Annotated in this window: 15 protein-coding genes; 5 read left to right on the top strand and 10 right to left on the bottom strand. The window is 36.6% G+C overall.

Annotated elements, in window-relative coordinates:
* The coding region (locus LRP83_RS17305) for an aldehyde dehydrogenase family protein (protein ID WP_230497944.1) at positions 1 to 532 on the bottom strand (532 nt) is incomplete at its 3' end.
* Between the two features lie 227 nt (positions 533 to 759).
* Between LRP83_RS17305 and LRP83_RS17300 the strand changes: the two genes are divergently transcribed.
* Entirely contained in the window at positions 760 to 2,178 is a 1,419-nt protein-coding gene (locus LRP83_RS17300) for a sigma-54 interaction domain-containing protein (protein ID WP_230497943.1), read from the top strand.
* 83 nt (positions 2,179 to 2,261) lie between these two features.
* On the opposite strand, the gene yugI is transcribed toward LRP83_RS17300, so the two are convergent.
* Positions 2,262 to 2,645, bottom strand: coding sequence for a S1 domain-containing post-transcriptional regulator GSP13 (gene yugI / locus LRP83_RS17295; protein WP_230497942.1), 384 nt, complete (start codon positions 2,643 to 2,645; stop codon positions 2,262 to 2,264).
* A gap of 169 nt (positions 2,646 to 2,814) precedes the next feature.
* Between yugI and LRP83_RS17290 the strand changes: the two genes are divergently transcribed.
* On the top strand, positions 2,815 to 4,158 hold the full coding sequence (locus tag LRP83_RS17290) for a sodium-dependent transporter (protein WP_230497941.1): 1,344 nt from the start codon (positions 2,815 to 2,817) through the stop codon (positions 4,156 to 4,158).
* A gap of 227 nt (positions 4,159 to 4,385) precedes the next feature.
* Positions 4,386 to 5,234: an alpha/beta fold hydrolase gene (locus LRP83_RS17285; RefSeq protein WP_230497940.1), complete on the top strand. Its 849-nt coding sequence runs from the start codon at positions 4,386 to 4,388 to the stop codon at positions 5,232 to 5,234.
* Positions 5,235 to 5,269: 35 nt separating this feature from the next.
* Here the strand turns inward: LRP83_RS17285 and LRP83_RS17280 are convergent, their stop codons facing one another.
* The 7 genes from LRP83_RS17280 to LRP83_RS17250 form a co-directional block, all read right to left on the bottom strand.
* Positions 5,270 to 5,539: a DUF1871 family protein gene (locus LRP83_RS17280; RefSeq protein WP_354002355.1), complete on the bottom strand. Its 270-nt coding sequence runs from the start codon at positions 5,537 to 5,539 to the stop codon at positions 5,270 to 5,272.
* A gap of 70 nt (positions 5,540 to 5,609) precedes the next feature.
* A complete protein-coding gene (locus tag LRP83_RS17275; RefSeq protein ID WP_230497938.1) occupies positions 5,610 to 7,292 on the bottom strand; it encodes a glycoside hydrolase family 13 protein in 1,683 nt (560 codons plus the stop codon).
* Positions 7,293 to 7,515: 223 nt separating this feature from the next.
* On the bottom strand, positions 7,516 to 8,187 hold the full coding sequence (gene pgmB, locus LRP83_RS17270) for a beta-phosphoglucomutase (protein WP_230497937.1): 672 nt from the start codon (positions 8,185 to 8,187) through the stop codon (positions 7,516 to 7,518).
* 12 nt (positions 8,188 to 8,199) lie between these two features.
* Positions 8,200 to 10,494, bottom strand: a complete 2,295-nt coding sequence (locus LRP83_RS17265) for a glycoside hydrolase family 65 protein (RefSeq protein WP_230497936.1) — start codon at positions 10,492 to 10,494, stop codon at positions 8,200 to 8,202.
* Between the two features lie 185 nt (positions 10,495 to 10,679).
* Positions 10,680 to 11,204 carry a superoxide dismutase family protein gene (locus LRP83_RS17260; protein ID WP_230497935.1) on the bottom strand — a complete coding sequence of 175 codons (525 nt, stop codon included), beginning with the start codon at positions 11,202 to 11,204 and terminating at the stop codon, positions 10,680 to 10,682.
* 68 nt (positions 11,205 to 11,272) lie between these two features.
* A complete protein-coding gene (locus LRP83_RS17255; protein WP_230497934.1) occupies positions 11,273 to 11,476 on the bottom strand; it encodes a hypothetical protein in 204 nt (67 codons plus the stop codon).
* 123 nt (positions 11,477 to 11,599) lie between these two features.
* A complete protein-coding gene (locus tag LRP83_RS17250) occupies positions 11,600 to 12,298 on the bottom strand; it encodes a peptidylprolyl isomerase (RefSeq protein WP_290369574.1) in 699 nt (232 codons plus the stop codon).
* A gap of 118 nt (positions 12,299 to 12,416) precedes the next feature.
* On the opposite strand from LRP83_RS17250, the gene kapB reads away from it, so the two are divergent.
* Positions 12,417 to 12,800 carry a kinase-associated lipoprotein KapB gene (gene kapB, locus LRP83_RS17245; RefSeq protein WP_230497933.1) on the top strand — a complete coding sequence of 128 codons (384 nt, stop codon included), beginning with the start codon at positions 12,417 to 12,419 and terminating at the stop codon, positions 12,798 to 12,800.
* Positions 12,801 to 12,855: 55 nt separating this feature from the next.
* Here kapB and kapD read toward each other — a convergent pair whose 3' ends face one another.
* On the bottom strand, positions 12,856 to 13,476 hold the full coding sequence (gene kapD, locus LRP83_RS17240) for a 3'-5' exonuclease KapD (RefSeq protein ID WP_230497932.1): 621 nt from the start codon (positions 13,474 to 13,476) through the stop codon (positions 12,856 to 12,858).
* A 465-nt stretch (positions 13,477 to 13,941) separates the two neighbouring features.
* Between kapD and LRP83_RS17235 the strand changes: the two genes are divergently transcribed.
* A complete protein-coding gene (locus tag LRP83_RS17235; protein WP_230497931.1) occupies positions 13,942 to 15,222 on the top strand; it encodes an ArsB/NhaD family transporter in 1,281 nt (426 codons plus the stop codon).
* Positions 15,223 to 15,313 lie beyond the last annotated feature (91 nt).

Raw genomic sequence — 15,313 nt, 5'->3', positions numbered from 1 at the left:
TAATGATTCCTACTCCTAACGGAATGTAGTCATAACGATTATATTCATTCGGACGGCTGTTCACAGGAACACCATCTTTAATTTGTAGCATTTGACGAGCATAGAATTCTAAGAAATCAATTGCTTCAGCTGTATCTGCATCAGATTCGTTCCATGGCTTTCCGGCTTCTTTTGTTAACAGCGCAGAGAACTCATGCTTGCGACGACGAATAATCGCTGCAGCTTTGAATAATACATCCGCACGGATTTCTGGCTTTACTTTTCTCCATGTTTTAAATGCTTCAACAGCAGCCTGCATCGCTTGTTCAGCAAGGTCACGGTTTGCCTTTGAAACACGGCCAATTAATTCTTCTTTATTGCTTGGATTATAAGAAGCAATTTTATCTTCAGTCGTAATTTTTTCTCCACCAATCACTAATGGGTAATCTTGACCTAAATAACCTTCTACCGTTTTTAAGCCGGTTAAAAATCCATTGCGATTTGTTTCTTCCGCAAAATTTGTAAATGGCTCATGTTTGTATGGTTGTACCATGGAAAAATCCCCCTTATCACATTTTATAGAACTTTTTTATTCACCGTTAATTATTATTGCAATTTTCGTGCCAAATTAAATATGCAGAAAAAACGATATATTCGGCCCTCAAAAGCAAATTTTTTTTGCACATATATGAAAAACACCAATTTAGAGTGCAAAAAATAATTGCACCTTCAGTTGCAGTTATTTATAATAGTATCGAATTCGTTTGAAGGGGATCAGCTATGAATGAGGAGATAGAACTAAAGGAGCTTTTACAAAAGAATAAAATGTATCAGCAGGTTTTAGACGATATAGAAATCGGTATCCATGTTGTAAACGCTGAGGGAAAGACGATTTTTTATAATAAAAAGATGATGGAAATAGAAAGCATGGAAATGGAGGATGTATTAGAAAAAAACTTATTGGACGTTTTTTCATTTGCTCAAAACGGATATAGCACTTTATTAGAGGCATTACACAAAGGTAGTAGCATCAAAAATGCAAAACAGACCTATTACAACAATAAAGGGAAGGAAATCACTACTATCAACAATACTTTCCCAATTATCGATAAGGGCATTCAAATTGGAGCAGTCGAAATAGCTAGAGATGTTACGAAATACGAACGGTTATTGAGGGAAAATCTTTTCAAAAAAGGAAATACAAAATATACATTTGAAAGCATTATTGGAAGTAGCGATAAAATTCAAGAGGTAATCGATACTAGCAAACGAGCGACCCGTACCAATTCGTCAATACTTATTATAGGCGAAACGGGAACAGGTAAGGAATTATTTGCTCAAAGTATTCACAATGGCAGTAATCGTATGTCAAAGCCCTTAGTCTCACAAAACTGTGCCGCCTTACCAGACAGTTTAATTGAAGGAATTTTATTTGGAACGAGAGTAGGAGCATTTACTGGAGCAGTTGAGCGACCTGGTCTTTTCGAGCAAGCAGATGGTGGAACTCTTTTATTAGACGAAATCAACTCGATGAACCCTACCCTTCAGGCAAAATTGCTCCGGGTCATACAAGAGAAGACATTTCGAAGAATAGGAGATACAAAGGACCGAGAGGTAGACGTAAGGATTATCGCAACCATTAACGAAGATCCGATTGATGCCATTTCGAAGGGGAGATTGAGAAAGGATTTATTCTATCGATTAAGTGTTGTTTCAATCTTCATTCCACCCTTAAAAGAACGAAAGCAGGATATAGAGGATCTTGTTCAATTTTTTATCGATAAATATAATCATTTGTTTGCGATGAATGTAAAGTCAGTTTCCTCAGAGGTTTGGAGCATGCTGTTAGAATACGAATGGCCTGGTAATGTCCGTGAATTGGAACATATTATTGAAGGCTCTATGAATTTATTGGAGCATGAAGAAATTCTCACGTATTCCTTTTTGCCGATTCAATTCCGAAACAAACCGCAATTTCAATCTGAAAGAAATACAAAAAAAGATTTAGATGAAATGCTTATTCAAAAAGGAAGAAACATTAAACCTTTAGAAGAATATATGGAGGAAGCGGAAACCTACTATTTAAAAAAAGCTCTTAAGCACCATGAGTTTAATGTTACAAAAGCAGCTAAAGCACTGGGAATGAGCAGACAAAATCTACAATATCGAATAAAAAAATGGAAGATTAGCAAAGAATGAATAATCTTACTGCAAAAAATATTTGCATATAAAAAAGAGAACGAGATTTTTCTCGCTCTCTTCTTATTTATCCTTAATAAATCTTACTTTTGAGATTGGTCAATCCACTCTTGAAGTTTATCCTTTAGCGTATTAAATCCTTGTTCCATTTCGGATTCCGTCTTAATAGGCACTGGACGCTTACGAGGTTGTTTTTTTACCTTTTCAACCGGATTAACTGGTGCCTCTTCCGTTGCGCGAATGGATAAGCCAATTTTTCCTGCTGTTTCATCAATTGATAATACTTTAACCTTTACTTCTTCACCAACTTTAAGGTGACTGTGAATATCTTTTACAAAACCGTGAGTTATCTCTGAAATATGAACTAACCCTTGGTGAGTTTCGTCTAACGCAATAAACGCACCATATGGTTGAAGACCTGTTATTTTACCTGTTACAATACTGCCTACTTCGATTTTTTCTGTCATAAAAACACTCCTAATATTCTTATTAAATTTTCCTGTATATACGCAATTAAAAATTATATCATAGTACAAGAGAAATTACAAAAATTAATGTATTTATTCCTCTATATCCTTTTTTGTCGAAGCATAGTATTATTAAATGATATATTTTTTGCTTAAAAGGAGATAACTCATGAAACAACCAGAACAGTGGACCTCTAAGATTGGGTTTATTTTAGCTGCAGCTGGTTCGGCTATCGGACTAGGCGCTATTTGGAAGTTCCCTTATATGACGGGAACAAATGGCGGAGGCTTATTTTTATTATTGTTTTTACTTTTTACTTTATTTATTGGAACTCCAATACTTCTAGCTGAATTTATTATTGGAAGAAGTGCAGGAAAAGATGCGGTTCGAGCCTATCGGCAACTTGCTCCTAAAACCCCTTGGTATTTCCTTGGATATATGGGAGTCATTGCATCCTTTATTCTTCTATCCTTTTATAGTGTAGTTGGTGGCTGGATTCTATCCTACCTCTTTCGTAGCTTTACAGGTTCCTTATCAGGGCTTTCACAACAGGAATACGGAACCCTCTTTGAAAAAATCATCTCCAATCCGGTTGAGGTCATTATTGCTCAATTTGCCTTTATGATTTTAACCATTTGGGTCGTTCAAGGTGGAGTTCAAAAAGGAATTGAACGAGCTAGCCGTTATATGATGCCTGCATTATTCATTTTATTTATCGTGTTAATGATTAGGTCTTTAACATTAGAAGGTGCTTGGGAAGGGGTAGAATTTTTCCTCAAGCCCAATTTTTCAAATATGACTGGGGAGACTATCCTTCTCGCTCTAGGACAAGCCTTTTTTGCACTAAGTGTAGGGATATCGGTAATGGTCACCTATGCTTCCTATTTATCAAAAGAGGAAAATATGACAAAATCGGCATTATCAGTAGCAGGGTTAAATGTTTTTATTTGTATTATAGCAGGACTCGTTATTTTTCCCGCTGTGTTTGCGCTCGGATTTGAGCCTGGTGCTGGCCCTGGATTAGTTTTTGTCGTTTTACCAGCCGTATTCAATGAAATAGCATTGGGAGGGATATTTTTAACCATCTTTTTAATACTACTTCTATTTGCGACATTAACATCGGCTTTTTCAATTTTAGAAATCGTCGTTGCTTCGATAGCTAAGGATCAAACTGAAAAGCGTAAGATTATATCTTGGAATTCCGGATTACTCATTTTCCTTGTTGGTGTTCCAAGTGCACTATCCTTTGGAGTATTATCTGATGTGAAGTTATTTGGTAAATCTATTTTCGATCTTGCGGATTATCTCGTAAGCAACCTAGCTTTACCATTAGGTGCCCTTTTTATATCCCTATTTGTCGGTTATAAAATACCAAGAAAACTGGTCAAGCAAGAGCTGGAATATGGGTCAAAAGGAATAGGACTTTTATTTAATATCTGGTACTTCTTGATACGATATATAGTACCAATAGCCATTATTGCTGTATTTCTTAATACAATTGGTTTCCTTTAACTATAAGGAAAATCATAAAAAAAATTATGGTCAAAAATGTATAAAAAGGTGCAAAACTGGTAAGCCTATTATCATAAGCTTTCTAGTATTCCCCCCTTTTTGAAGTGGACAACCGAATCGGTTAGTCCTCTTTTTTTTGGTCTAAAATTTCTAGAATACTCATTATTATAGTGTGGAATTTTATTACATGGGTAAAATAGTAAAATACTTTGGAAAGGTGGAAGGATATGAATAATGGTTTTCAAACAGGACATTTTGAGATAGATAAAATAAATATTTATTACGAATATTACGTCCACCCAACTGCTGAAAAAACAGTCGTACTTCTCCATGGTTTTCTGTCTTCGACCTTTAGCTTTCGGCGTTTAATGCCGTTATTATGTAAAGATTTCAATGTCATCTCGGTTGACCTTCCGCCCTTTGGAAAAAGCGGTAAGACAACCTTTTATACCTATTCACTACAGAATCAGGCGAAAACCGTCATTCGTTTGCTAGAACATCTTGGAATAAAGGAAGTTATGTTAATTGGGCATTCAATGGGAGGGCAAGTTGCTTTAAATGTTTGCTATCTACGACCAGAACTAGTTGAACAGGCAGTATTGCTATGTAGTTCAGGTTACTTAAAGCGTTCTAAGCTTCCGCTAATCCTATCAAGCTATATTCCATTTTTTTATCTATATGTAAAGCGTTGGCTCGCAAGCTCTGGTGTGGAAAAGAACTTAAGAAACGTGGTCCATGACCATAGCTTAATAGATGAGGTAATGTTAACAGGATACTTGCAGCCCTTTACTCAAGACAACGAGATTTTCAAGGGCTTAACAAAAATGATTCGGGACCGTGAAGGCGATTTAACACCTGAGCAGCTCAAAAAAATCGAAACACCTTGCTTACTCATTTGGGGAGAGCATGACAAAGTGGTTCCAGTCCAAATTGGTAAGCGGTTAAAAAAGGATTTAAAAAACTCCAAAATAATCATACTTGAAAAGACTGGTCACCTAGTACCTGAAGAACGCCCTGAAGAGATATTCCAGTATATACTTAACTTCACCTTAACTACTACTTCTTTAACAGTTTAAAGCGTCGGGGGACAGTCCCCCGACGCTTTAAATAACTAAAGTGAGCAGCTACCTGCATGTTTGATTTGTAATAGTTGATTTGCGATTTTCCTACATTCATCGTTTGGGATGATTTCTTCAAAGGAGAATTCGTATATGTCTTGAATTTTAGTAGCTAGTTTTTCCTCATTATCTGATGTATGTACAGCTTGTACGACATCGGCGATTTCTGTTTCATATTGCCCAAACCCCAATTTAAATGGATCCCATTCATTTAAAGCGATAACGAGCCTAATATGCATTTCTTGAACTTCCAATTTGATCACCTCTCATTTTCATAATAAAATATGTACAAAAATAAAGCTATCTTATAAAAAGATAGCTTCGACAAAGATATTATTTTAACATATACACTCGTGCTTCATATGGCTTTAATTCAATTTTTTCAATGGATTCATCATCGCTTACCTCATAATTATGAATAAACAATTTCTTGTCTACATAACTTACATCGGTAGGTAATTCAAATACTGACTTTTCACTTGAGAAGTTCAACATTACTAGTAAGGTCTGTCCCTCATATCTTCTTACGTAAGCATAAATTTGTTCATGGTCTGGTAGGATTAAATCGTAGGAACCATACACCATAATAGGATTTTGTTTGCGAAGTTGAATGAGATTCCTGTAATAATGAAAAACAGAGTTCGAATCAGCTGTAGCTCGTTTTGCATTTATTTCTTTGAAGTTTGGATTCACTTTTAACCAAGGTGTTCCCGTTGTAAAACCTGCATGTTCACTTTCATCCCACTGCATTGGCGTTCGCGCATTGTCACGCCCCTTCACATATATCGATTCCATCACTTTTTGAACATCTTCACCGTTTTCGATTACTTTTTCACGATACATATTAAGAATCTCAATATCTCTGTAATCATCAATCGTATCAAATCGTACATTCGTCATACCAAGTTCTTCACCCTGATAAATATAAGGAGTACCCTTAAGTGTATGCAGGAAAGTAGCCAGCATTTTTGCTGACTCAACTCGATAAGTTTTATCATTTCCAAATCGTGAGACCATCCGAGGTTGATCATGATTATTTAAATAAAGACTATTCCACCCAATCTCTTCTAGTCCCTTTTGCCACTTTGTGAAGTTGTCGCGTAGATCAGCAAGCTTTAATGGACGTAAATCCCACTTCCCCCCTGGCCCAGCATCCAAATCAACATGTTCAAATTGAAAAACCATGTTCGTTTCATGGCGATTTTCATCCGTATACAGCTTCGCTTCTTCTACACTAGCTCCAGGCATTTCTCCAACCGTCATCACATCATATTGGGAAACAGTCTCCTTATTCATCTCCTGAAGGAATTCATGGATGCGAGGACCATTCATAAAATAATCTCCACCGGGTGCATACTGCTTTCCTTCGGGTATTCTCGCATCTGGGAGTTCAGGAACTTTGGAAATGAAGTTAATAACATCCATCCGGAATCCATCAATTCCTTTTTCTAGCCAATAATTCATCATATCGTAAACTTCTCTACGAAGCTTTGGATTTTCCCAATTTAAATCCGGTTGTTTTTTACTAAATAAATGTAGAAAATATTCGCCTGTTGCCTCATCATATTCCCAAGCAGAGCCGCTGAACACGGACTCCCAATTGTTTGGCTCCTTACCATCTTTACCTTCACGCCAAATATAGTAATCACGATATGGATTATCTTTGGCTTTACGCGAATCCATAAACCAAGCATGTTCGTCAGAGCTATGATTTACAACAAGGTCCATGATAAGTTTAATACCACGCTTATGCATCTCATCTAAAAGCATTTCCCAATCTGCCATCGTTCCAAACTCATCCATAATGGCACGATAATCACTAATATCATACCCATTATCATCATTCGGAGATTGATATACTGGTGATAACCAAATGACATCAATCCCAAGCTCTTTTAGATAATCTAGCTTAGAGATAATTCCATTAATATCACCGATCCCATCACCATTAGAATCTTTAAAGGAACGAGGGTAGATTTGGTAAATGACCGCTTCCTTCCACCATTGCTTTGTCAATTGTACTCCTCCTTAAAGTGTATTCTATTTTTCAAGCCATTCCGTATGAAAAGTACCTTCTTTATCAACTCGTTGATACGTGTAGCACCAAAAAAAAATCCTCGCAATTTCCTTAGGCTTTAAAATCCAACTGTATTCCTTTTCTTGAGATATATAAATAAACAGCAACAAGAAAAGCCTTTACTCTCACTAAAGAGTCCCAAAAAAATTGGGACTCTTTTTCCTATTTCTTCTGATAGGCTTTCATTATGTTTGCTAATGAAAGCTGCTCTGTGGAGGAATAGATGATGTCTGCCTTAGCAAGTGATTCTTCACTACCTACGCCTACCGCAAACATACCTGCATCTTTAATAGAATCAACTCCGGCTGCAGCATCTTCAATTCCGATGCACGCAGATGGATCTACATTTAAAAGTTTAGCAGCAGTTAAAAAGATTTCAGGATCGGGCTTCCCTTTTGCAATAGTTGCTGCATCGACAATAATATCAAATTCTCCCTTTAATCCTAAGGAATCCATAACTGTAAATGCGTTTTTACTAACAGAAGCCATTCCAAGTCTATAACCTTTTTCTTTAATTTCCGTTATTAAATCTTTAATCCCTGGTAAAATATCATCGGGTGAAATATTGGCAATTAATCTAACATAATGTTCATTTTTCTTAGTAGCAAGCGCTTCTTTTTCTATTAATGAAAAGTCATTCTCGCGACTCCCTAATGCAAGGATTTTTTCAAGAGAATCCATTCGTGATACCCCTTTTAACTCTTCATTGAATTCACGAGTAAAAGGTATACCTAGCTCTTCACCAAGAGCTCTCCAAGCTAAGTAATGGTATTCAGCCGTATCTGTAATAACTCCATCTAAGTCAAAAATAAAAGCTTGTAGAGGTTTAGACATAAGGGAACTCCTTTACTTATTAAGTGCGATTTCGATTGAACTATTTTCTCCTAGCTGTACGTCTTCACCGTAAAGCTTCAGAGAAAATGCGCTACCTTCTTGGCTAATAACAACCTTTTCATTCGTAACTTGAACCTTTATATGGTGTCCACGGTAAACAATTTTAAAGGTATATTTTTCCCAATTGCTTGGAATAAATGGGGCAAAGGAAAGTGTTTCATTTGCCGTTCTCATACCCGCAAATCCTTGAACAATAGCGAGCCAAGAACCCGTCATACTAGTAATATGCAAACCATCTTCGGTATCATTGTTATAATTGTCAAGGTCTAGGCGAGCTGTCCGATTATACATTTCATATGCTTTTTCTTCCATCCCAAGCTCCGCAGCTAAGACCGAATGAATAGAAGGTGAAAGGGAGGATTCATGAACAGTCATCGGCTCATAAAACTCGAAATTGCGACGCTTTTCATCTAACGAATATTCATGGTTTAGAAAATATAAGCCTTGTAAAACATCAGCCTGTTTAATAAAACAGCTTCGTAAAATTTTATCCCAAGACCATTTTTGATTTAATGGTCGATCATCGGGACTCAGTTGGTCAACTGGCATTAAGTCCTTATCTAAGAAAGTATCATGCTGGACGAACACCGCTAATTCCTTGTCATAAGGCAAATACATTTTCCCAGTAATTTCTATCCACTTGCTGAGCTCCGCATCTGTTAAACTTAGACCAGCAATTCGGTCCGACTGTCCATTTTTTAAAAGATAATCAATAACTTCTAGAGTGTAGGTCAATGTCCATACTGCAATCCGATTGGTATACCAGTTATTATTGACGTTGTTTTCATACTCATTCGGGCCGGTAACTCCGTGCATCATATAAACATCTTTCATTTTATTGTAATGGACACGATCTGCCCAGAAGCGAGAAATTCCAGTTAGAACATCAATACCGTACTCATGAAGATAATCGCGATCACCAGTATAATTGACATAATTGTAGACGGCATAGGCAATGGCACCATTACGATGAATCTCCTCAAAAGTGATTTCCCATTCGTTATGGCACTCGATACCCGTGAAGGTGACCATTGGATATAATGCACCCTTCAACCCTTGTTGACGTGCATTATGAAAAGCCCCATCCAACTGATGGTGACGGTAAATACATAGATTTCTTGCTACTTCAGGATTCGCTGTTGATAAGTAAAGAGGTATAGCATAGGCTTCTGTATCCCAATAAGTGGCTCCACCGTATTTTTCACCTGTAAACCCTTTGGGTCCAATGTTCAAACGGGCATCTTCCCCATAGTAAGTGCTAAATAATTGAAATAAATTGAAACGGATGCCTTGTTGAGATTCTGCATCGCCTTGAATTTCAACATCCGCCATTTCCCAGCGCTTAAGCCAGCCATCTTGATGTTCTTTAAGAAGGTTGTCGAAGCCTTTTTCAATAGATTGGGATAAAACTTCCTTCCCTCTTTGGACAAGTTGAGATGCTTCATAATCTCTGTCTGTAGTCACAGCAACATACTTTTCAAGAGTGACAGTTTGGCCTTTTTCAGCTGTTATCATGATTTTATTTTCAATATACTCGTGTTGGTTACTGTGAGAGATTTCTTCTACTTTTCCACTTACGTTAACTTGCATTTGAAACGCAGTTTGAAAGGTGGGGGTTCCAAATGGATTGTCTTTCGTTTTCATGATAATAAGGCCATAATAATCTTCAACTTCTCGGTTTATTTCAACCCAGAAGTCTTCATCATAATTCGAATCTTCATTACGAATATCACCGTCTAAATAAGGAACAAGAGTAATCTTCCCATCATAATTCATCGGTGTAACCATATATTGGATTACTGCGAGTTCCTTTTCTGCTACTGAAAGGAATCGTAGGACTTTAACATTAGTAAGTTTATCGCCTTGCTGTATCGTAAATTTACGGGTTAATGTCCCATGCTGCATATCTAATTCTCGATAATAATCGGTTACCACACTTTGGTTTAAATCGATTTCTTCATCGTCGATAAAAACACGAATTCCAATAAAATTGGTAGAATTGATTACTTTACCAAAATACTCAGGGTAGCCATTCTTCCACCAACCTACTCGTGTTTTATCAGGAAACCATACACCAGCAATATAAGAGCCTCGGTGAAAATCTCCTGAATAGCTTTCCTCAAAATTCCCTCGCATCCCCATGTGGCCATTTCCAAGACTCATCATACTTTCCGCTAATCGAAAATCTTCTTTATGCAGTTTTGTTTCAACGATCTTCCAATGATTGACTTCAAATAGTCTTTTCATAATTATGTCATCCTTTTTTTGTTTTAGTTTTGTTGTGCAAACGTTTTCGCAATTCAACAAAAAAAAATAAATGTACGTACCTTCATTATAAATAAAAATGATTAGAATGGAAGAGTATTTTATTCTAAAATTATTGATGTTTAAGAGTTGGAGGATCCTACTCTAAAGAGCATCCTCCATTTTTGTTATTTCTTTTTGTCTTTTACAATCTCTCCACAAGCGATTCGATTACCACTATCACCTGAAGGCTGAGTCATTCCATCATCCTTTGCCTCATGAATGACAATGGAAGTTCCCTCTTTTGGTAGCAACGAGGTCTTTCCTTCCTTTAGCGTTACATGTGGGGCGGAGAGCTTCGCTTTAGCGGTACCGTCCTCTCCAACAATTAAATTTGGCAGGTCTCCTGCATGAGCACCTTCTGGATGAAGTAATCCATGTTTTTTATCATCGGGGTTGTAATCGTTTCCAGCAGATTTGAAATCTGGGGGTTCACAAATCCCCTTTTCATGAATATGGATGGCGTGCTCGCCGGGTGGTAATCCCTCTAAATTAATATCTAATTCCACGCCACTTGATTTTTCTTGAAGGGTAACTATGCCTAGAGAATCCCCTTCTGGATTAAATACATCTACTTCCATTTTTTTCGGATTTCCCTCTTCGGTACAACCGGCCAACAATAGTACTGGGATTAATATCCAACCTTTGTACATCTAACTTCCTCCAAAGGGACAATTTGTCATTAGTATGACCTTATCATTTGGAGCTTATACGAAGAATACTAACTATCCTCTTTTTGCTGTTTGAGTATCTTTTCTTCGAGTTCTTTCGTTTTCAATGCTTCTTTTTTGGAGTATCGAATGATCAACTTCATCACAAAAATAGCAGCAACAATGAAAATAAGAAGCGTTACGCTTGCACCCCAATATTCTGATTTATCTTCAGGAAAGTATAAAAAAAGTGATAATACATAGTTAAAAATCATGAATTGTGCTCCCTTTCAGTCTCATAATTATACCTATATTATAACAGAATTAGAGAAAAGAGACTTAGTCAGAATTCTCCAGACAAAAGCCATCTGGCAAATACCAGATGGCTTTTCCAATCCCTATTTCAAAACCTTCATTGATTTAATCACAACATCCTCTGCTGGCCTGTCACCAGCTTCTGTTGCAACATTAGCAATACTATCTACAACATCCATACCTTCAATGACTTGTCCAAAAACTGTGTGTGCACCGTCTAACCAAGGCGTTCCACCGTTTTCATATGCTTTTGCCACTTCTTCAGGATAGCCAGCTATAGAACTTGGATCAATCGTCGTATTTTGAACGATGAAAAACTGGCTCCCGTTCGTATTTGGTCCGGCATTAGCCATTGATAAAGCTCCTCGAAGATTAAAAAGCTTGTCCGAAAATTCATCTTCAAATGACTGACCATAAATGCTTTCTCCACCAGTACCATTCCCAAGTGGGTCTCCACCTTGAATCATGAAATCTTGGATCACACGGTGAAAGATTAATCCATCATAGTATCCTTCTTCACTATGTTTAATAAAGTTCTCAACTGCCTTTGGAGCATATTCTGGGAAAAGCTTAATTTTTATTGTTCCCATTGAGGTATTCATTTCTACCAATCTTTCGTTCTCAGCTACCTCAGTAGTTAACTGTGGGTAGCCTTCGGAGGTAGCTTCTCCACCATTTGTGTTACCATCTTCATTGCTCGCATTTTCTTTTTCAGAAGCTGTCCCGCAGGCACTCAAAATAAGAATTAGTACTGCCATTAGGGAAATTAATTTTATTTTCATATTATCATCCTCCACTTTTTTACTTTACCCGATTTTGTTGTATTTTGCACTTGGTTTTTACAACTGGTTTGTTCATAATTAGATTTACGTAGCACTTATACTAAAGGAGGAACTTTTAATGAATGACCTAAATATTGGAGACATCGTTACATCTATTTATAAAACAGGAAAATACATCGGGGAAGTTACCGATATTCGTCCACAACACTACTTAGTTCGAACATTAGCCGTCCTTAAGCATCCGATGCAAGGTGATTTACATAATCCAAAGGAAGTTGGGTTTGGTTTTTTCCATGAGCGAAAAGCATTGGCCTTTCGAGAACAAGCAAATGTCCCTAAACAAATGGTTAAACCATACCTCGAAACTGTCCCTTCCTATGAAGATTCTTTAAAAGCCTCCATTCAAAGGCTTAGAGATGAGCTCACAAATGATACCTCAGAATGGGCTAGTTTAAGCCTAAAGAATATTGCTAGTATCGAAAGTGAGTATTTAAAAAAATAGAGAAAAAACCTAATACACCTATAAAAGCCAAACCACTTGTTAAGTGATTTGGCTTTTAGGCGAATTTGTTTAAGAACTTTGAAAAGTCTACACGGTCGCCGATTGTTGTTGGTTCTGGCTTTTCTAGGTATCGTTTATCCTTTTCTACTAATCTAAAAATGTTATAAGTGGTTAAGGCGTCATCTAGTGCGCGATGGTGTTTACCTGTCCCCTCTTTTCCATACTCTTGTACAGCTTTCCATAAACCTGTTTGGTTCTGGTCACCAAAGAATCGTTTGTATTCCATGGAAAGGTCAATCTCTTTCGTTGTAAAAGGAAACTTTAGTTTTGCCTTGTCACAATTTATCCTTAACACCTTCATATCCATATTACCCCAAGTCACAACCGTTGTTTGACCAAGTTGTTGGTATTCCGTTAACTTTTGAACGAGCTGCTGAAAAGCTATCCCATGGTCTACCTGTTTTTGTGTGATATTGAGGAATGATTTACAGCGATCAGTCAGTTTAGAAAATTTGATTGGAGTCACAAACGAAGAAAATTGTTCGATAATCTTTCCGTTTTGAACCACCACAATTCCTGCTTCGATGATTTCTGGGTAAAAATCAGGATTTTTCTTATTTTTTTCCGGCATCGTAAATTCAAAATCAATAAACAAATGCTGAAGTTGCCCCTCCATTTATTCACCTACCCTCTTTTCAGAATGACATTTTTCTATTTTTTATTATAACACGAATATAATGTAAATTTTTTAACTTTTCTGCGATTTCTTTACTTTAATTTATAAACTTTTTCGTGAAATTATTTTAATGTGACAGCTTCCAAGATTTTATCTATTTAATACTAAAAAAACTTTACATCAATATAATAGTTTATTACAATTTAGAAAAAGATAATATAGTCATTTATGTATGAAAGGAGGAGTCTGTCACACAAGGCTCCTTTTTGTGTTTTTTTAGAAAGGCTCTTTTCGTAATCTTTTGGACCCATTTTAAAAGTATCCTCTTGTTTAGGCAGTATTTTGTATGAAGAACTTACGAAAAGATGCCACGAAGTAAGATTACGAACGGGTTCAACATGATTTCGAATAGCAACTCTATTTGCGAAAACAGCCATTAGAAAAAATTAAGGGAAGAGGGTTTAAATGTCTACTCAAGCAATAATCGCATTAGTCGTATTCCTCATCACATATGCATTTATCGTCACCGAAAAAATTCATCGTACAATCATAGCTATGGTTGGTGCAATTATCATGGTCATCCTTGGGATTGTTTCTCAAGAGAAGGCATTACATCATATTGATTTTAATACACTTGGGCTTCTAACGGGGATGATGATTATTGTGGCCATCACCGCAGAAACAGGACTTTTTAATTACATAGCAATCTGGGCTGCGAAAAAAGTAAAAGGTGATCCATTAAAAATATTAATAACCCTTGGACTTATTACTGCTGTAGGTTCTGCCTTTTTGGATAATGTGACGACCGTACTATTAATGGTTCCAGTCACATTTAGTATTACTAAACAACTACGTGTCAACCCAATCCCCTATTTAATAACTGAAATTATCGCTGCTAATGTCGGGGGGACTGCGACTCTAATCGGAGACCCACCAAATATTATGTTAGGTAGTGCCGTAAAAGAGCTAACCTTTATGGAATTTATTTATAATCTAAGTGCTATCTCTTTTTTCATCCTATTTGTTAACATTGCAATTTTAGCTTTTATATATCGAAAACAACTTAAATCATCTGTGGAATTAAAGGCAAAGTTAATGCAAATGGACGAAAAAAATGAAATTCTAGATAGAACATTATTAATCAAGTCTTTATCTGTTTTAGTTATTACAATAATTGGATTCTTCCTCCATCAGCTCCTTCATTTAGAGTCTGCGACGGTGGCTTTAGCTGGAGCATTTCTTTTATTGTTATTAACAGGAGAGCATTATTTGGATAAGGCATTATTAAAGGTTGAATGGACGACTATCTTCTTCTTCATCGGTCTATTTGTTCTCGTTTCAGGATTAATAGAAACAGGAATCATTTCAACTTTAGCTAAATATTCAATAAACTTAACCGGCGGAGATTTGACCTCCACTTCTATTCTGATTCTTTGGGTTAGCGCTATCGCATCGGCATTTATTGATAATATCCCGTTTGTGGCAACTATGATTCCAATGATAAAGGAAATGGGGGCATTAGGTATTACCAATCTTGAACCACTGTGGTGGAGTCTTGCACTTGGAGCATGTCTAGGTGGAAATGGAACATTAATCGGTGCAAGTGCAAACGTCATTGTTGCAGGACTTGCTGCAAAAGAAGGGCATCATATCTCGTTTGGTAAATTTCTTTTAATTGCTTTTCCTTTAATGATCCTATCTATTGTAATCTGTACGATCTACATCTATTTACGTTATCTGATGTAGGAAGACGGTGTTTATTTATCTGGCTGCCTAACAGGCGGTCTTTTTTATCTCTATTTTTTAGCTTGATAGATTCATGGATAATTTTGAACGT

This window comes from Pseudoneobacillus rhizosphaerae, assembly GCF_917563885.1.
In the GTDB taxonomy this organism is placed as follows: domain Bacteria; phylum Bacillota; class Bacilli; order Bacillales; family Cytobacillaceae; genus Pseudoneobacillus; species Pseudoneobacillus rhizosphaerae.
The sequence above is the reverse complement of the archived record's forward strand: the minus strand, read 5'-3'. Positions and strand labels throughout refer to the sequence as shown.